At 42.9% G+C, this 18,865-nt stretch carries 12 protein-coding genes; 8 read left to right on the top strand and 4 right to left on the bottom strand.

The features are described from left to right. Nucleotides 1–242: 242 nt before the first annotated feature. Together GJB62_RS12345 and GJB62_RS12340 are read right to left on the bottom strand one after the other, a co-directional pair. Entirely contained in the window at nucleotides 243–1,742 is a 1,500-nt protein-coding gene (locus GJB62_RS12345; RefSeq protein WP_114080463.1) for an MBOAT family protein, read from the bottom strand. A gap of 106 nt (nucleotides 1,743–1,848) precedes the next feature. Then, complete coding sequence (locus GJB62_RS12340; protein ID WP_114080462.1) at nucleotides 1,849–4,860, bottom strand: DUF1574 domain-containing protein; 3,012 nt, start codon at nucleotides 4,858–4,860, stop codon at nucleotides 1,849–1,851. Nucleotides 4,861–5,401: 541 nt separating this feature from the next. Here GJB62_RS12340 and GJB62_RS12335 point away from each other — a divergent pair. From GJB62_RS12335 to dxs, 8 genes are all read left to right on the top strand, one after another. Next, entirely contained in the window at nucleotides 5,402–5,638 is a 237-nt protein-coding gene (locus GJB62_RS12335; RefSeq protein ID WP_114080461.1) for a hypothetical protein, read from the top strand. A 101-nt stretch (nucleotides 5,639–5,739) separates the two neighbouring features. Further along, a complete protein-coding gene (ppc, locus tag GJB62_RS12330; protein ID WP_114080460.1) occupies nucleotides 5,740–8,802 on the top strand; it encodes a phosphoenolpyruvate carboxylase in 3,063 nt (1,020 codons plus the stop codon). A gap of 167 nt (nucleotides 8,803–8,969) precedes the next feature. After that, entirely contained in the window at nucleotides 8,970–9,224 is a 255-nt protein-coding gene (locus GJB62_RS12325) for a hypothetical protein (RefSeq protein ID WP_114080459.1), read from the top strand. Nucleotides 9,225–9,564: 340 nt separating this feature from the next. Next, complete coding sequence (locus GJB62_RS12320) at nucleotides 9,565–9,870, top strand: DUF4090 family protein (protein WP_100898458.1); 306 nt, start codon at nucleotides 9,565–9,567, stop codon at nucleotides 9,868–9,870. 241 nt (nucleotides 9,871–10,111) lie between these two features. Beyond that, the gene (locus GJB62_RS12315; protein ID WP_245246151.1) at nucleotides 10,112–11,245 is read left to right on the top strand and encodes a hypothetical protein; all 1,134 of its coding nucleotides are present in this window, start codon (nucleotides 10,112–10,114) and stop codon (nucleotides 11,243–11,245) included. Between the two features lie 315 nt (nucleotides 11,246–11,560). Further along, nucleotides 11,561–12,523, top strand: coding sequence for an aldo/keto reductase (locus tag GJB62_RS12310; protein WP_114080457.1), 963 nt, complete (start codon nucleotides 11,561–11,563; stop codon nucleotides 12,521–12,523). Nucleotides 12,524–12,787: 264 nt separating this feature from the next. Next, nucleotides 12,788–13,234, top strand: coding sequence for a hypothetical protein (locus tag GJB62_RS12305; protein ID WP_114080456.1), 447 nt, complete (start codon nucleotides 12,788–12,790; stop codon nucleotides 13,232–13,234). Between the two features lie 689 nt (nucleotides 13,235–13,923). Beyond that, entirely contained in the window at nucleotides 13,924–15,831 is a 1,908-nt protein-coding gene (gene dxs / locus GJB62_RS12300) for a 1-deoxy-D-xylulose-5-phosphate synthase (protein WP_114080455.1), read from the top strand. Between the two features lie 122 nt (nucleotides 15,832–15,953). On the opposite strand, the gene GJB62_RS12295 is transcribed toward dxs, so the two are convergent. After that, entirely contained in the window at nucleotides 15,954–17,135 is a 1,182-nt protein-coding gene (locus tag GJB62_RS12295; protein WP_114080454.1) for a catalase, read from the bottom strand. Nucleotides 17,136–17,222: 87 nt separating this feature from the next. Continuing rightward, the gene (locus GJB62_RS12290; protein WP_114080453.1) at nucleotides 17,223–18,851 is read right to left on the bottom strand and encodes a peroxidase family protein; all 1,629 of its coding nucleotides are present in this window, start codon (nucleotides 18,849–18,851) and stop codon (nucleotides 17,223–17,225) included. Between the last annotated feature and the right edge of the window lie 14 nt (nucleotides 18,852–18,865).

Below are 18,865 nucleotides of genomic sequence, written 5' to 3'. Positions count from 1 at the left end.
GACGCGATCTTTGGCTTAATATTCTGTAATAGAATTCTTTAACAAGATCGTCGAAATGTAAAGTTTTTCTACTATAAATAATAGTGATAAAAGTAAGCGATTAAAGCTTTCTAAGCTATTGCAAAATTAAACCGATCGCCTAGTTTATTCTCTTTACATTCCGTTACAAATAGCCAGGATAAATTGTAACGAAATAATAAGTTGTAAATTGTCTTATGTTGCAGTTCATTGTTTCTAGAAACTTAAAAATCAAAGTAGATATAGGGCAAACTGCCTTCAGGAGCTAATAACCAAACAGCGTAGAAACATAGAGGGACAAAGACAAGCTTAATGGGCCAGTTAAACTCTAACTTCAGCATTCGGTTAAAGGCATAGACTAAAGCCATCAGAGCAGCCAAAGTTAGCAGCACCCAAGTGAGTTGGTATTGGCTAATATTTAAAGCATCTACATAGACCTTTTGAGCAAACTGGGCATCAGCAGGATAACGCCAAAGGTGTCGAATTACTAAAGAAGAGTCTGCGATATTCGGTAGACGGAACCAAATCCAAGAGGTAAAAACCATCAGTTGGGTCAAAAACCAAGCAACGAAGATACCTAGAGGATTTTGCCAGAATTGCTCCAGATTTTCAAAGCGATCGCTCATAGCATCTGTAAGTCGATGAACCACCAAGGCTAACCCGTGGAATATGCCCCAAACTACATAACCTAAAGCAGCCCCGTGCCAGATGCCAGCGATTAGCATCACAGTAAATAAATTCCAGCAGGTGCGGACTAAACCGCGACGCGAACCACCCAAAGGAAAGTAGACATAGTTACGTAGCCAATCTCCGAGAGTGATATGCCAGCGCCGCCAAAATTCTCCAATACTGGTGCTGAAGTAGGGAAAGTCAAAATTTTCAGGTAGAACCAAGCCGAAAAGTAAAGCACTTCCACGGGCAATATCTACGTAACCGTTGAAATCTAGATATAACTGCAAACCGTAGGCGAATGTTGCTAACCAGAGATCGGTACTACCGGCCCGTTGTAAGTTACCAAAACATAAATCGACAAAAATTCCTAGGTGGTCTGCAAAAATACCTTTTTTGACTGCACCTCTAGCAATTAACCACAGCGCCTCTGCTACTCTATCGGCACTGGGAAAGTCTAGCGTATTGAATTGATTTGCTAAGTTGTGGTAGCGCGTAATCGGGCCGGAAATCAGTTTGGCGAAGAATAATTTATAGGTTGCAAATTTAAGAAACTGATCGGTAGCAGGCGCACCACGATAGACATCTATTAAATAGGCAATACACTCAAAGGTGAAAAATGAAATTCCCAAAGGTGCAATCAATTTAAAAGAGCTATCTGGTGAGTTTGTTTGGATATTGAAAACAAACTTAAATAGAGGGGTTAGATACTTAAAAGCTAATAATAGTAAAACATTTAAAGCTATACCCAGCCACAAAACTTTTAGACGACGGCGATTCCAGTCACCTTGGGCAAATTGCCACTCTTCATTAGAAATTTGCCAGTCAAGAGAATGTTTTCCTGGTGATGTATTTTTTCCAATCTCTAGCCCCAAACGGAAATTGATAAACGTCAATGCTAATAGCAATGGTATGTATTGGATATGCAAAGATGCGTAGAAAACCAAACTAGCAATTAGCAGCGTCCATAATCGTAATTTCTGTTGTGCTAAAGACCAGTAAATTCCTAAAACACTCAACAAGAAAAGACCATAAAAAATTGATATAAAGTTCATTTTTTAGTCATTTGTTATTTGTCATTTGTCATTGGGCATGGGGCATTGGGCATTAATTATTCTCTTTGTCCCCTTGTCCCCCTTGCCTCCTCTGCTCCCCACTTACCTACTTCACTGGCCAGGGAATCATCGGATCATTAGCCAGCTTTTTGGAGACTTCGTATGCTCCAAAGCGGTTGAGGTGGCTGGGATCAGAGAAGTAGTCATGTGCTTTGGGCCACTTTTGGCTCAGATCCCGATATATAAAATTGGGATTAGTAGCTAGACGCAACATATATTGCTGAAATTGTTGCTCATATTGTCTACGCACTGGATCTAAATAATCTGCCGTGAGAGGCATATTGACAAACACTAAGGAAATTTTCTGAGACTGGGTAAACTGAAGCACTTCTTGAAGAGCAGCATCTTGCTGTCCTTCTACTTGGAAAAATTTATAGTCGTTGTCGTAATTTCCGGGAACTCTAGAATGTTTTTGATAGTATCTAGCAGGATTGAAGCGAATAGACAAAGGTAGAAAGCCATCAAAATCAACTGCTTGCTGAGAAATACTCTCATCTGAAGTTCCATCTGTTAGCTGTTTTTGTGATGCAACTGTCTGATTACTACCAAATATAAGCAATTGTTTTTGCAATAAGCCTTTAATTTGGTCGCGGTTTTGATAGCTAGCAGAAAGAGATGCTAGACCCTGATTTAACGAATCATTGACAGCTTGATATGTGCTAATCTCCTGTTTTTCTTCTTTTACCTTCTCTTCTGGCGAACTTTCCTGATTTTCGGGCGATTCGCTGCTATTTGCGATTTTTGGTTTCTTTTGTAATGCTTGCTTATAACCAGCTGATGCAGCGATGGATTTAAAGGTAATGTCCTCGCGTCCACCATTGAAAGCACGGGCCCCATCCGCCCAGAGAATTATTTTAGGCAGTTCTGATGGTTCCAGTACGTGACGAAGCACAAAGTCTACAACTTGTGCAGTAGCACCGTTGATCCCAAAGTTAAACACGTCAATATTGGGATAGCCCTGAGTCGCTAAAGCTTTAGAAAGTTCTGCTGGATCTACTCCTCTGAGGGCGCGGGAGGAGCCAATAATCAACACATCGGGCGGTGTACCAGTTCTCGCTAAACGCTGTTTATACAGTGCTAGCTGCTCATCTAACTGCCTGACATTGAAACTTGGCATTTGCGATCGCGCTGCTAAAAGAATAGCTGTTGCGGTTGCTTTTTCTTTCAATGGTGCGGCTGCCAAATTTTTGGTCGAAGTATCATCACTTTGAGTAAACTCAGAAGCATTAAATACAGAACTCTGATTTGCAGGAGATTTTGTTTTAGAACTGCTGCTAAAAAATACCGTTTTCTCACTCTGAGTTTTTTCAGATGTTAAAGATGCCTTTTGTCCAGATGATGAAGGTAAAACACTGGCAACTTTTGGCAAACTCGGTTTAGTCTGTGCAGTAATTCGACCCAATACCCAATCAGTTTGGAGAGTGAGTAATAATCCCAATGTCCCCCAAACTAGAGCAATCTTAAGTCCTTGATCGTCAGGATTTTCTTCTGCTAACTGGTGGCTTTCTGTAAATAGCTGGCTTTTTAACAGGAACTTTTTCGCGGTTGCACTCGCCGTTGCTATCCAATCTCGCGCTACTTCTGTTACAAAACTTTGAACTTCTTCTGTTGTTAAGTCTGGGCGCAAAATTGGTTCACTAGTCTCAGAGGGTATCAAATCATCGACGTATTTAGAAGTGGCAGCGAATTCTGGTGTTGCTTCTGGTACTAAACGTTGGCGATGTTCAAGATCAACGCCATAGTGCCAAAAAGGTTCTTTATTCCCAGCCCGGCGACCGTATATACGTATCCCCATAATACCGGGAATTTTCAAATGGCGGATAAACTGCGTAATTTTACTTGCTACTTGCTGACGACCTGGACAAACAGGTGCATCACACATAATGTGCAGTAAATCATTTTTGTTCAGTAAGAGGACACGAATTCCACCTGTCAATAAACGCCAATCCAAGTCAGGATTTAGTAAACGCTCTAGTAAAAATGTGATGGCTGGTTCATCGCCAGTATTAGCCAAATCTAGCGGTGATGTGGCAAAGGCGGGATAGGTTGTGGCGGGTAAAGCTAGCCAATCAATCCAAGTGGGTTGCTTGTCGCCTGCTTTTTGCCCGTAGATGGTGGCGGCGAGAATGCCTTGAGGTGCGATCGCTTCTAACTGGGGTACGATTGCCTCTAAGCACACCGCTTTGTCTGGGATTGGCGCAGTTCCTAAAGGATCAAAAGCTGGCGTACAAAAGATGTGTAGAGTTGATTCCTTCAGAGAAGCTTGGACAGCAACTTTTAATCCTGACAATACCTCAGTTAATAGCCGAGCGATCGCTTGGATATCACCCCAACGCGCCCATTCTTTCAGCATTACCTCTGATGGGGTCAAATCGACACGCAGCAACCAATCAGGGGCAGTTTCGCCGCTCACCTGAGAAACAATTACGGCATCTTGGTAGCCAGAAAGCTTGAGATAACGCAACTTCTCTGCTATTGGTTCTGCAAGCAATGAGGCATCAGGGCTATAGCTCGACTGGCAAAATATCCACAGGCGGTTTTCTTCCGGCTGAGAGTTCTTTGGCTGATATGGCTTAATCTTTGCCTGTACCGATACACCTAACGTACTCAGAGTTTCGCTGAGATATCTAGCGATCGCCTCTGGGTTCCCTTGGCGTGCCAAACTTTCGTTAGAGACAATTAGCGCCCCACCCGACTGTTTTGATTTTTCCGCATCTGCTAGCAAGGCTTGCTCCACTTGCTCAAGATGCTTATCTATTTGATTTAAGTAAACCCGATGGCACCATTTGGGGCGCTGTTCCCCTTTTCTTCGGCCATAGACAAATACTTGATATATTGAGGTTTGTTCGCTGCTTGTGAGAATATCTAAGTTTGTTTGCTGTAATGCTTGCAGCAAATCAGACAAAGTACGCCAACGCTGCGGACATTCAGTACCTTCACAAAGAATATGAAGGTCATTTCCCCGTAACCGGACTTTCACCCCGAAAGTGTTAATCCCTGTGGCTTGGCTCACCCATTGCACTAAGGATTGCTGGCGATCTGGTAATACTGTTTTCATGGGAAGTTAACTTTACAGGAAGCGATGGTTGGGGGATAGTGCCTGCACTTGTAAACTAGAACCATAGGTCTATCACACTCTGACGTTTTTTTTTAACAATTTTGTTACCTTCGTAGCTTACAAAATCGGCCAAGATAGTCTTGTACAGGTTGTAAGTCTGACTAATATTGAGTTTTGCGTTTATTTTACTAATAGGGAGTCATAAATCAGAAGTTAGGAGAAACGCGATTAATCGCGTTTGTACAAGAGAGACACGATTTCGCGTCTGTACAGAAGCCAGGAGTCAGAATAATTCTATATGACTGGCTAATGACTTGTCCTTTAAAGCTAGACTTGCGTTTCATGGCGCTAACGCCCCTAATAGGTGAAATAACCAACAAGCTTATCTCATTTCAACTCCATCCCTCGATTGTTGGATTCATCCTAATTCCTAAGTAAGTTGGCGGAAAAAAACCAAGTATATTACGAAACGTAAATAGGTTTAAAGCCCTTACCAATGACAAATGACTCCTAGATCAATTCCCATAACCAAAAATTAGCAATGCCTCCTGCCAACCAAGAACCCTCAACTAACCCGCCATCCCATATCGATTTATTTACCATTCCCCAATCGTTCCTTTTACAAATAGGTACAGCGTCTATATTACTGCTGCTCATTACCGGAAAAACCACCGTAAGGGCACTAGAAAGCATAGGGGAAGCCAGTGAAGAATTGTTTCGAGGCGATCGCCTACCCATTCTCGACTTCCCAGAGGAGCGCGAAACTAATCAAACTTAGAAAATATACACCAAATAATTATTTGCTCAGGAATAACCCGATGAGCATTCAGTAGAAAACCTAGAAGCGTAAACAGTTATTAGCTTTACAAGATAGAGAATATGGGTTCCCTTTTATACTCTTCGTCTCAAACTGCGGATATATACCCGGTGTCGGAATTATTTTTGCGTCATCGTCTCCAGGTAGTGGAAGAATTGTGGGAGTCTGTTCTCCGGCAAGAATGCGGTCAAAACATGGTAGACTTGTTGCGGCAGTTGCGCGATTTGTGTTCGCCAGAAGGACAGGCAACAAATGACCAAGCATCCTCAGCCGTCAAATTAATTGAACAACTAAATATCAACGAAGCAATCCGCGCGGCTCGTGCTTTCGCTCTGTATTTTCAGCTGATTAACATCATAGAGCAGGAATACGAGCAAAGGCAGCAATTGGGCCGCTATGAGGCAGAAACAGAGCCTACAGATGCAGAAAGAGCATCTAATGTCAATTACTCGTCCAATCAAAGAGAAGATGATGCGCCTGTTAGCAAGGGAATAGCAGCAGAATTGCTGGCAAAGAACTATCTAGAAAAAGCACAAGTCAAACCAAAAGGGACTTTCGCTGCTTTGTTTCCCTATTTATTCAAACTGAATGTACCACCCCAACAAATTCAACGTCTCATTGCTCATCTGGATGTGCGCTTAGTTTTCACAGCACACCCGACGGAAATTGTTCGTCATACCATCCGAGATAAGCAGCGACAGGTGGTACAACTCTTGCAAAAACTGGATACCTTAGAAAACCATGCTGGTGGTACAGGTGGCGGATATGCTTGGGAAGCAGCAGATGTCCGCGAACAATTGCTCGAGGAAATTCGCCTCTGGTGGCGCACGGACGAACTTCACCAGTTCAAACCCACTGTGCTAGATGAAGTAGATTATGCCCTACACTACTTCCAAGAAGTTTTATTTGATGGCATTCCTCAACTTTATAAACGTTTCAAACATACACTATCCAATACCTTTCCTTGGCTAGAACCACCAAGTAAAAACTTTTGTTCTTTTGGCTCTTGGGTCGGCTCAGATAGGGATGGGAACCCATCAGTTACACCAGAAATCACCTGGCAAACAGCTTGCTATCAGCGCAAAATGGTGCTGGGGAGATATATTCAGTCAGTGAAAAATCTGATTGAATTGTTGAGTGTGTCGATGCACTGGAGTGATGTCTTACCAGATTTGCTGGAATCTCTAGAGTTAGATCAGTCCCAGTTGAGTGAGGTATATGATGCACTGGCGCTGCGTTATCGGCAAGAACCCTATCGGCTGAAACTCGCTTATGTACTGAAACGGCTAGAAAATACTCGCGATCGCAATCTAGCTTTGTACAATCGGGAAACGCCAAAAAATCAAGATAGTCCCCTGTATCGTTCGGGAGACGATTTTTTAGCTGAACTGCGGATGATTCAGCGTAACTTGACAGAAACAGGTTTAAGCTGTCGAGATTTAGAAAATCTCATCTGTCAGGTAGAAATTTTTGGTTTTAACTTGACACAGCTAGATATCCGTCAAGAATCATCCCGCCACGCTGATGCGCTGGATGAGATCCTACAATACCTGCAAATATTACCTCAACCTTACAACGAACTATCTGAGGAGCAAAAAGTAGCTTGGCTCACAGGAGAACTGCAAACCCGCCGGCCATTAATTCCAGCAGAATTGCCATTTTCTGAAAAAACCAACGATGTAATTGAAACTTTTCGCGTCGTGCGATCGCTCCAACAAGAATTTGGTCTAAATATCTGCCAAACTTACATTATCAGCATGTGCCGCGACGTGAGCGACGTGCTAGAAGTACTACTGTTAGCCAAAGAAGCCAGACTTTTTGACCCCGCCATAGCCGTGGGAACCATTCAAGTTGTCCCCTTATTTGAAACAGTAGAAGACTTACAACGCTCCAGAAGCGTTATGCGGAAACTGTTTGAACTCCCGTTATATCGCGCTTTGCTAGCCGGCGGCTACGAACAGGCAAAAGCAGAAGAAACCGATGAAAATTCATCCTCCCTTGCCCCCCCCCTCACCCCTAACTTGCAAGAAGTGATGCTGGGGTATTCTGACAGCAACAAAGACTCTGGTTTTTTAAGCAGCAATTGGGAAATTCATAAAGCCCAAAAATCACTGCAACAAATAGCAGAAGGCTACGATATAAATTTGCGGATTTTCCACGGACGCGGCGGTTCTGTAGGGCGGGGAGGTGGCCCTGCTTACGAGGCAATTTTGGCTCAACCGGGTCATAGTATCAATGGGCGAATCAAGATTACCGAACAAGGAGAAGTTTTGGCTTCCAAATACTCCTTGTTGGACTTGGCTTTGTACCACATGGAAACCATCACCACTGCTGTGATTCAAGCTAGCCTGCTGCGGACAGGGTTTGATGATATTGAACCCTGGAATGAGATTATGGAAGAATTAGCAGCGCGATCGCGGCAACATTATCGGGCTTTAATCTACGAACAACCTGATTTTGTTGACTTTTTCCATCAAGTAACCCCCATTGAAGAAATTAGCCAGCTACAAATTAGTTCTCGTCCAGCCCGTCGCCCATCTGGTAAGAAAGATTTAAGCAGTCTAAGAGCTATTCCTTGGGTATTTAGCTGGACGCAAACCCGCTTTTTGCTTCCTTCCTGGTACGGTGTTGGCACAGCGTTACAAGAGTTTTTGAACGCAGAACCAGAAGAACACTTGAAATTAATGCGCTACTTTTACGTTAAGTGGCCCTTTTTCAAGATGGTGATTTCTAAAGCCGAGATGACTTTGGCAAAAGTAGATATGCAAATGGCACATCACTACGTTCAGGAATTGTCAAAACCAGAAGATAAACTTCGTTTTGCCAAGGTTTTTGACCAAATTGCCAGCGAGTTCTATCTCACAAGAGATTTGGTGTTAAAAATCACCGATCACAATCAACTGTTAGATGGCGATCCTGTCCTGCAACGATCTGTGCAGTTACGCAATGGCACAATTGTCCCCTTGGGATTTATCCAAGTTTCCCTGCTCAAGCGCCTACGCCAGTCTATGAATACTAATGCCACTTCTGGAGTCATCCATTCTCGTTACAGCAAAGGCGAGTTACTGCGAGGTGCATTGTTAACTATTAATGGAATTGCAGCCGGGATGAGAAATACGGGTTGATTGCGAATGGGGAATGGGGAATTGGGGATGAGGAGGCAGGGGAAGCAGGGGGACAAGGGGACAAGAGGTGAGAACTTGAAACAAGTCTTTCCCCTTGTCCCCAATTCTCCTTGTCCCCAAGTCCTCTTGCCCATGCCCAATGACAAATGACAAATGACAAATGACAAATGACAAAAAATAGAATTTTCATTTGCACTTTTTTGGCGCTATCATCAGGTTTTTTTGGTGCTTACACTAGTGGGCAAATCACCATAATGCTGCATAGGCAAAAGTGTCAAAACCAATCTTGGGGTTTCCAGGTGATGTGCAACGCTTGGATGACACCAGGAGCAATATGGCAAGGTAGCACAACAGGATTATGGACAGGAACGATTTTAGGGGCGTTTGTTGGGGGTTTGGTGACGCGACAAGCTCGTGATTAATCTGTTAGGCGTGAGTTAGACGAACCTCTCCCTGCCTTGAACTAAAGTTCAAGTCTTCCCTCTCCGAATCGGAGAGGGAAGGTTTTGCCTAGTAAAACCAGGGAGCAATACTTTTTGGATAAACTCAACAATCTCTCTTTTGATCTGGGGAAAGGTTACTGGGGTTGGGTAAAGGTAAATTCAAACCCTTTTCCCCTTCCCCTTTCCCCCTTAACCGAAAAGTATTGAACCAGGGAGAGGTTTTTTGATTCAGACAATTGCAATTAACACTCAGCAGGAGAAAGGTGTCAGCAAGGCTGGTAAAATCTACCCATAGCAAAGAAGAGCAAATCAAATCACTATGCCTACCGAAACTAACCCAGGGAATCAAACTACCACGGGTGCTGATGCTATTGATGAAGCGATCGCACAGGGAATTGATTTTGATGGTTCTCCCATTCCGCCTGCCAAATTAGAACTTTATGGTAAAGTCATGGCGCTAGAAGGCAATAGACAGCGCAGTGGCGTATCTAATACTATGCGATCGCGCATTGTGCGAATTGGTGCAAAGCACATTCCCCAAGCAGAACTCGACCAATTACTTGTAGATGCTGGTTTCGCACCTCTAAAAGAAAAAGAAATTGCCTTTTTTTATAGCGGTAAATAAATATAGCAGCGCAGCACAGTCAGGGACTATATAATTCACGGCTACACAAACAAGTAAAATAGCCGTGAAATTACTGTAAATAAACGAACTATTAACCCATCCATAACCTATCCGTCATCGACAATCCGGTAATCTAAATTTCTCACCGAAAGGGCGTGGGCAAGGAGCTAATTCTCCAAAATGCGCTCACGATCCCAAAGAATAATCAAGGATAGAGATGATGACAAAGGTTGGGTACTCAGTGTTTCAACGCGTCACCACTGCGCGTTTGCTACGTAAAATATGCTTAGTGGCGCTGACTGTGCCGTTCCTGACAAGTTCTGCAATCGGTTTGGCGACTGCCAACGAGAGGAAGTACGAGTACGAGGACGAAAACGAGACATACGCCATCGGACTTTGGGGCGATATGCCCTACTCGGATCTCCAAGCGACAACGGGAGTCCCGAACCTAATCGCTGATATGAACGCGCAAAACCTGGCCTTTACTGTCCACGACGGCGACCTGAAGGCGGGCAACTCTACGCCCGGCTCGGTAACACCGACCACGTGCAGTAATGAACTCTACACTCAGGCGCTCGGCTACTTCAACTCCCTGAAGGCACCAGCAGCCTTTACCCCAGGTGACAATGATTGGACTGATTGCGATCGCCCCTCAAATGGTGGATTCAATTCACGCGAACGCCTCGACTACCAGCGTCAGGTATTCTTCAGCACGAAGTTTTCCCTTGGGCAGCGTCGGTTAGTCCAAGAGGTGCAGACAACACCACTGTGTCTTGGTGCAACCGGTGCAGTACCGTGTGTGGAGAATCGGCGCTGGACGGTCGGTAAGGTTACTTATGCGACACTCAATATCCAGGGTTCATGCAACAACCTGTGTGACACTGCGCCTGACCCGCAAGAGTATGCTGCGCGAAACACAGCTAATATTGCATGGATGAGAGAAACTTTTCAAGTGGCAAAGACACGCAATTCGGCTGCGGTCATGTTTATCTCCCAAGGCAATCCAGGGTGGGATCTGACCGACGGAACCAGAGCGCCTTTGCGCGATCCGAAGACGCTCGTGCAAACCGATGGACAGCCTGATGGTTTCAAAGACTTTTTATTAGCGTTCCGCGATGAGGCGATCGCTTTCCGTAAACCGATTGCCTACGTGGATGGTGACTCGCACTACTACCGTATTGACAAGCCATTTCTAGATGCTCAAGGCAGACGCATCGAGAACTTTACTCGTGTCGAGACATTTGGCGACAATGCGGCGAACGGCAACAACGATGTGAATTGGGTCAAAGTGACCGTAAATCCCCGTAGTCGAGAAGTGTTTTCGTATCAGCCACAGATTGTTCCCGGTAATCGAGTAGCGGTTCCGTCCCCTTAACACCACGCAGTTTCTAATTGTTGGGAAATGCAAATATAAAAGCCCAAAACTGCAATTTTGAGTTTTCACGGCATAACCCAAACCTTGATTTTCCGGTATGGGCAATTTATGAATTGCCTATACTGCGTGTAGTTTTGCGTAAGCCCTATCCATACCTCACACATCCCAAATTGCCATCGATATTTTGGCTTCTTCAATATTTTCCTAATATGTCAAAAAGTGTATCTTCAGCAAGATATTGTCAACTTTCCCTTGCGTTTGAATTGGCACACAGTTATATCTACTTAAGTAACAGCTGAAAGACTTGGAGAACACATGTCAGGAACTACGCCAAATTCAGAAATGTTATATCGAGTTCTCGGCAGTACAGGAGAGAAAGTTTCTGCGATTGGATTGGGTGGTTGGCACATCGGCTTGAAACACGTTGATGAGCAACTGGGTATCCGAATAGTGAGAACAGCGATCGATCGCGGCATCACCTTTATGGATAACAGTTGGGATTACAACGGTGGAGTCAGCGAGATTCGTATGGGAAAAGCGCTGCGCGATCGCTACCGCGATAAAGTTTTCCTGATGACGAAAATCGATGGACGCTCAAAAAAAGCAGCAGCACAGCAGCTAGATGAATCACTTCAACGCTTACAAGTGGATTGCATCGATCTCGTTCAGCACCACGAAATTATTCGGTACGAAGACCCGCATCGAGTTTTTGACGAAGAAGGGGCAAATGCTGCCTTCATTGAAGCAAAAGCAGCTGGTAAACTCCGATACATTGGTTTCACTGGACACAAAGATCCATACGTTCATTTGCATACGCTGGAAGTTGCAGCCACTTACGGGTTTAAATTTGATACAGTGCAAATGCCGCTCAATGTAATGGATGCCCACTACCGGAGCTTTGCGAAGCTGGTTGTGCCGGAACTGGTTAAACAAAACATCGGCATTCTGGGAATGAAAAGCATGGCAAACGGTATTCTTTTACGGTCAAATACTGTAACGCCAATTGAGTGTTTACACTATGCTTTGAATCTACCCACATCGGTTGTGATTACCGGAATTGACAGTATGGAGATTCTAGAGCAAGCTTTTGAAGCAGTGCGGACTTTCCAGCCAATGAACGACGAGCAAGTGCAATCGCTCTTAGCAAAAACAGCAGAAGCAGGATCGCGTGGCGAGTTTGAGCCTTTCAAAACTTCATCAATCTTTGATAGCACTGCCCAAAATCCAGATTGGCTAGGAGAGGAACCACAGCGCCTCCAGCAATTGATGTCAGCGTGATGCTTTTTTAGAACTCCTTAGACTGTAATTGCGATCGCTAACTTTTACCCAAGTGCGTTAGCATAGCTTACCGTAGGTATCGCCCGTCCATATCTAAAATCTGTCTTTGATTAGCAGCAAAAAATCTTTACTCAAAATTCAATCTATCAAAATAGTGAATTTATTTCATAACTAATGATGTAAGAACTTCTATCTAGGGATCGATATGGTGAATAAGCTAAATAAAGTAGATTTAGTATACTAAATCACATGAGATTGTATTGTATGAAATCGAATTATTTTACAAAACAGCTTTCCACCGTAAAACGCTGGATGGCTACCACACTGTTTTGTATGTTAGCGATCGCTTTCGTTTGGCAAGGTGCATTTTTCTCGAACACCTCAGCAATGGCTGAACCAACTGCAACCTTGATCGCATCAAAAGACGCAGGCGATAAAGTTCAAGAAAAAACCAGTAAAGATGCTGGACGAGCCAAAAATTTTATCGACGATACGGCAGATAAAGTTAAGGATGCTGCCAAGAGTAATGCCAGTAAAGTTGACCAAGCAACAGACGGTGGCAGTTTTGCTGAACGCAAAGCCAAGAGAGATGCGGCTACAATTCAGAAAAGAGCAAACGAAGATGCATCTCGGACTAAAGAAGCAGTAGACAACACAAAGAATGTTGTTGAGCGTACTGTTGATAATATCAAGGATGCTTTTGGTAAATAGCAATCTAATTTGATTTCGTTCAAATCAAAAGGCTTAGATCCCCGATTTCTTTGAGAAATCGGGGATCTTGTTGTTGAGTAAATACTGAATGTATTTAAAATAGTTTAGTATTTTTAAATACATATTTGTTGCGCCTAGATGAACTAGCGATCGCAGATAAAATTAGCTGCTACAGAACTCATATTTGATTTTTGAAAAAACTCCGTACAACTTAAAAAGCCTTCTTTACCTATTGCCTGCCCACGCAAGTAAGTATGGCTACGCCACGCGGATTACTATATCACTGAACAAGAGAAAAAATAATTGTTAAATAATTGCTAGCAATTAGACTGATCGTATATCTGGAAACAAGATATTTAACTTTCTTCTTTAATCGCTTAAAAAGGCAAAAGCAAGCGAACAAGTTAAGGAATTTCCGCAAGATGCTTTTTAAATGTTGACTTTCTATACAAGTTACACAATCTATTTAAGTGGCATTACTTATTGACAAATGTGCTGTGACTTTATGTAATTACAACCTAATTTTGACAATTTGTTAATGGTTAACAAATTTTCTACCATTATTAATTACGAAGTTATACTTTCCACTACAACTTAGTAACAATGTAAGAGTGTGATTATGTGGACAACCCGACCGTGGGAAAATCAAAATACTGAAAAAGTGAAATTAGAGAGGAAAACACTATAATATGCACCTGAGCGAAATCACCCATCCTAATCAGTTGCACGGTTTATCTGTTCGCCAACTGCAACAGATTGCCCGTCAGATTCGAGATAAGCATCTCCAAACCGTAGCAGTTAATGGTGGACACTTGGGGCCAGGGTTGGGTGTTGTAGAATTAACACTAGGACTTTACCAGACACTGGATTTAGATCGGGATAAAGTGATTTGGGATGTAGGACACCAAGCTTATCCCCACAAACTTCTTACAGGACGTTACGATCGCTTCCACACCCTCAGACAAAAGGACGGAGTTGCAGGTTATCTCAAACTCTGTGAAAACAAATTTGATCACTTTGGGGCTGGACATGCTTCTACAAGTATTTCAGCAGCATTAGGCATGGCTTTAGCGCGAGACTTGAAAGGCGAAAAATTTAAAGCCGTCGCTGTTATTGGGGATGGGGCACTGACTGGAGGTATGGCATTAGAAGCCATCAACCATGCGGGACACATGCCGAAAACTAACCTGTTGGTTGTTCTCAACGACAACGACATGTCCATATCTCGCAACGTCGGCGCGATTCCCCGCTATCTGAACAAAATGCGCCTCAGCCAGCCGGTGCAATTTATCAAAGATAATCTTGAGGAACAATTTAAGCAAATTCCCTTCGTGGGTGAATCTCTGTCTCCCGAACTCGCACGCATCAAAGAAGGTATGAAACGTTTGGCTGTTCCCAAGGTAGGGGCAGTGTTTGAAGAACTCGGTTTTACCTACATTGGGCCAGTAGATGGGCATAATCTCGAAGAATTGATTGCCACCTTCCAACAGGCACATCAGATACAAGGCCCTGTTTTAGTACATGTGGCAACAGTCAAAGGCAAAGGCTATGAAATTGCTGAACTAGATCAAGTTGGCTACCACGCCCAAAGCCCCTTTAACGTTGCAACTGGCAAAGCTATTCCTTCTAATAAACCCAAACCCCCAGCTTATGCTAAAGTCTTTTCTCACACTCTAGTGAAACTTGCCGAACAAAACCCCAAAATCGTTGGGATTACTGCGGCTATGGCAACGGGAACAGGTTTAGATAAACTTCAAGCCAAACTGCCCAATCAATATGTTGATGTCGGCATTGCTGAACAACATGCAATCACTTTAGCAGCAGGACTTGCAACACAAGGAATGCGCCCCGTAGCTGCCATTTATTCCACCTTCCTGCAACGCGCTTATGACCAGATAATTCACGATGTCTGCATCCAAAACCTACCAGTATTTTTCTGCTTAGATAGGGCAGGAATTGTTGGATCTGATGGCCCCACCCACCAAGGTATGTATGACATCGCTTATCTGCGTTGCATCCCCAACATCGTCATCATGGCACCCAAAGATGAAGCAGAACTGCAACGCATGGTAGTAACTGGTGTTGACCATACCAGTGGCCCCATCGCTATGCGCTACCCTCGTGGCAATGGCTACGGCGTTCCCCTGATGGAGGAAGGTTGGGAACCTTTGGAAATCGGCAAAGGCGAAATTCTCCGCACTGGCGATGACGTGTTAATCGTTGCTTATGGCACAATGGTTTATCCAGGGATGCAAGCTGCCGAAATTCTCAGCGAACATGGGATTGAGGCAACTGTGATCAATGCCCGTTTCGTTAAGCCTTTGGATACCGAGTTGATTTTGCCTTTAGCTAAGAAAATCGGCCGTGTCATCACCTTAGAAGAAGGGTGTGTGATGGGTGGCTTTGGTTCTGCGATCGCAGAAGCTTTAATGGATGCAGATATTCTAGTTCCCGTCAAGCGATTCGGTGTACCAGATGTGTTAGTAGATCATGCTGAACCCAATGAATCTAAAACAGAACTAGGTTTAACTAGTCATCAAATAGCAGAAAGAGTTTTGCAAGCTTTCTTTAAGCAGCAAGTATCTGCTGTTGTTTAGTTAATTCTTTGTAGAATGAATCGCCCACACTTGTAACTCAGGTGTGGGCGATCACTTTAGGAAATGACAAAAAATAAAGTATGTGAGCAAGGATTCTTATAGTTAATAATTCCTGTGAAAACTCAGACAGTTGGTTCCTGGTATTTAACCCCTCGTTTTTGATGACGGTCATTAGCAACAATAGGATAAACAACGCTGCGTAACCGATTGATCGCACCGACAGGACGATGCACTGCTAGACCATTCCCAGGAGAAAAACTGAGATTTTCTCCAAAGTCATTTTCTTGGGGAGAATTAACCCTTTGATGCTTAATTGTTAGGCGACCAACTGTAAAAAAAGGTGATTCCTCTTCACTCCAAACAATGGTTGTATCATCAATAGACATCTCTGGGCTGGTTTGAAATTGGATTTGAAAGTCCCAATAGTACTCAGCATCAGGCTTTGCTAAAGCTTGAATGATATCCTCTCGGTAATAGTTGTCCTCTGAACCTGATGCTTTAGCAAGCTTAAGCTCACTTTCTGACCTCGACTCAACAGGAAGTTGTCGATGAGGTATTTGACTCGAAACCGGAGTAAATCCATATTTAATCACAGCTGGATATTCCACAGGAACTCGACCTGGTTGAGATGGATCAAAACCAGATTTGAGTCCCACAGAAAATGCTGAAGCACTCCAATAGCGTTCTTTAAGTAAACTCTTGGGAAAACGTTTGAAACTAGTTTGTAAAAGAGTGGATTCGTAGGGATGCAACTTTAGCCAAAAAAGCACCAACAGCTTAAAAAGCGGAAACAGCCCTGCTCGGTAAACCGTCAAAAAAAAGCTGTGAAAGTCTTTGATGGTTCTAACAAAAAAGAATTCGGTATTGTGGGTAATAATATCTTGAGTTTTTAACTCGTGACTTTGCGATAGTCGTTCTCCTTCTACGCCGATCACTTTTACGGCCATGGAGCGCGTATCTCCTTCATAGTCATTTTTTACTGAAAACGCACCATTGGCAAATCGTAACCAAACTGGATATTGTTTCGGTGTGGCAAATAAACCTTGTTTGAGAGAAATGGCAGAAAGTTCAGCTTCAGATAATGAGGTGCGTTTGCTCAATTCCTTCTTAATTGCGGCTTCATCAAAGTCAAAAATTTCTAGAGTTCCTTGAACAGCAGCATGGGTTTTAGAATGGGTATCTCTTTTTGCAGTTTTTTTCTTCTTACCTCCATAAAGATTTTCCATGTTCTTTTTGACTAACTCACTCATGAGATCGCAATATTTGAGTTCGTCTTTTTCTGGATATTCAGTAAAAAGTTTCATTTTTTTTACAGGTAGATTTAATAATTTGGCGATCGCTGGTTTGCGAAAGCGATCGCACTCAAAGCTGATGTAGAATCTTACAATCTCTTAAAGGTCAAAAGTAACTTTGTACTTCTTACCTGATGCAGGAACGTTGCGATTCACTAAATCTGAGACTGTGTTGGTATTCTGAAGAATTTCCCAACCCAGAGGAGAAAAAGTTTCTTTATTGAAGATATTGGGTGATAGTAAAGGATTGGTTAGCGCCTGAGAAAAGGCATCAATCCCAATTAAGCGTGCTACTAAAGCAGGGATAGTTGAATTCTCGCGCCCATCTTCGGCGTAAAGCCCCACAAAGAACTCAATATTATCAACATGACCATATAATTCTTTGAGTTTTTGTTGAGCAAATTCATTGCCAGTAACTTGCTCAAATCTAGTCACTCTGGGGAAACCGCATAATTCCCGATAATCATTATAGCTTGCCAATTGCAGCTGCCTTCCCAGTCTGATTGAAGGTAGCTCGGTTAACTCCACCAATATATCAGGGGTGTTAAATAAACCAATTTTTGTACCTGGTTGAGAGCAAGTTTCCTCCATCAATGCACCCAAACCCTGGTCAATAAACATCTTATTGTTCCAGAGGGATGTAGCAATATGAGTTGGTTTACCGTTATAGTTAAATGTTTCTGGAATCGCACTATGCCAGCGATAAACAAAGTCAAACTCAATTGCCATATAGTTGGGACGATGCCAACTTTCCTTTGTAAAAGCTTCTGGGTCGGCAAACAATTTAAAGTGATAAGGAGTGATGTGGTTAATGTACTCTTCCATGATGATTTTTAAAATAATCGCCATGAGAATATTTCTCGATGTTTGGAAGAGACGTTCATCATCCCAATCTGGATAATTGCGTGCTAATTCATCACAAAGACGATTATGTTCACGGAGACATAGAGTGTTGAGCATTACATAGCCAATTTGTACGTTTGCTCGTTCTACTCCCATTGCAAACATATATTGCTTTTTATCTACAGACTGTCTTTTTTCATCATTCAAAGGTTCATAAAGACCTTCAAATTCAGGTTTAATTTTATCCTGCGCTGGATCGGCATAATAAAACAAAGGATATTCTTCTTCTACACCATCTTGGCGTTTGAGTTTCTGAGTCTTTAATTTACCTCCTTGAAAACTTCTTAACAGATGTGTTTGTTTTCTGGTTAAACCATAAACATTACACAAATCAATTTCATGGTTGGAAGTATTTTTTAGTTTATTGTAGTGATTAAGGCGAAGAAAGCTATCTGTAAACCACTGCACCCAATAGGGAAACAGCATGGTTGATTTGCCAGAATAAATAGTTTTACCGTCTCTTTTACGGAATAAAATAGCTAGGTCTTCAACTTTGGGTAGATTACCCTCAGCGTTTAATTTGGGATCGGGTGGTAGATGCCTTCCTGTATAAGTGCGATCGTTGAGCGATTCCCAGGAAGTATAAGTATCAGTTTTCTTAGGAATGTTAGTATCAGGAATATGCTCATCTAGAGTCATCATACTATAGGGATTAGGACGAGTCGGAATTTTATAGATGAGACTGTTAAGCAGAGTTTTATTAACTTTACGTGCAATAGATTTGTTACTTTGGAGAAGTTTCCAAATAGGCTTAAAGTTTGTTAAAACTAATGTTTGAAGTTTGTTACCTAACCCGTCTTTGGATGTATCTCTTTTTCCAGACATAATTATTTGTACCT

This window comes from Nostoc sp. ATCC 53789 (genome assembly GCF_009873495.1).
Taxonomy (GTDB): domain Bacteria; phylum Cyanobacteriota; class Cyanobacteriia; order Cyanobacteriales; family Nostocaceae; genus Nostoc; species Nostoc muscorum_A.
This window is presented reverse-complemented; position numbering and strand designations above follow the sequence as displayed.

Coding starts and splice junctions, on each gene's coding strand:
- GJB62_RS12310 (WP_114080457.1), top strand. CDS start 11,561: ATGTCAGGAACTACGCCAAATTCAGAAATGTTATATCGAGTTCTCGGC.
- ppc (WP_114080460.1), top strand. CDS start 5,740: ATGGGTTCCCTTTTATACTCTTCGTCTCAAACTGCGGATATATACCCG.
- GJB62_RS12290 (WP_114080453.1), bottom strand. CDS start 18,851: ATGTCTGGAAAAAGAGATACATCCAAAGACGGGTTAGGTAACAAACTT.
- GJB62_RS12335 (WP_114080461.1), top strand. CDS start 5,402: ATGCCTCCTGCCAACCAAGAACCCTCAACTAACCCGCCATCCCATATC.
- GJB62_RS12295 (WP_114080454.1), bottom strand. CDS start 17,135: ATGAAACTTTTTACTGAATATCCAGAAAAAGACGAACTCAAATATTGC.
- dxs (WP_114080455.1), top strand. CDS start 13,924: ATGCACCTGAGCGAAATCACCCATCCTAATCAGTTGCACGGTTTATCT.
- GJB62_RS12305 (WP_114080456.1), top strand. CDS start 12,788: ATGAAATCGAATTATTTTACAAAACAGCTTTCCACCGTAAAACGCTGG.
- GJB62_RS12320 (WP_100898458.1), top strand. CDS start 9,565: ATGCCTACCGAAACTAACCCAGGGAATCAAACTACCACGGGTGCTGAT.
- GJB62_RS12325 (WP_114080459.1), top strand. CDS start 8,970: ATGACAAAAAATAGAATTTTCATTTGCACTTTTTTGGCGCTATCATCA.
- GJB62_RS12345 (WP_114080463.1), bottom strand. CDS start 1,742: ATGAACTTTATATCAATTTTTTATGGTCTTTTCTTGTTGAGTGTTTTA.
- GJB62_RS12340 (WP_114080462.1), bottom strand. CDS start 4,860: ATGAAAACAGTATTACCAGATCGCCAGCAATCCTTAGTGCAATGGGTG.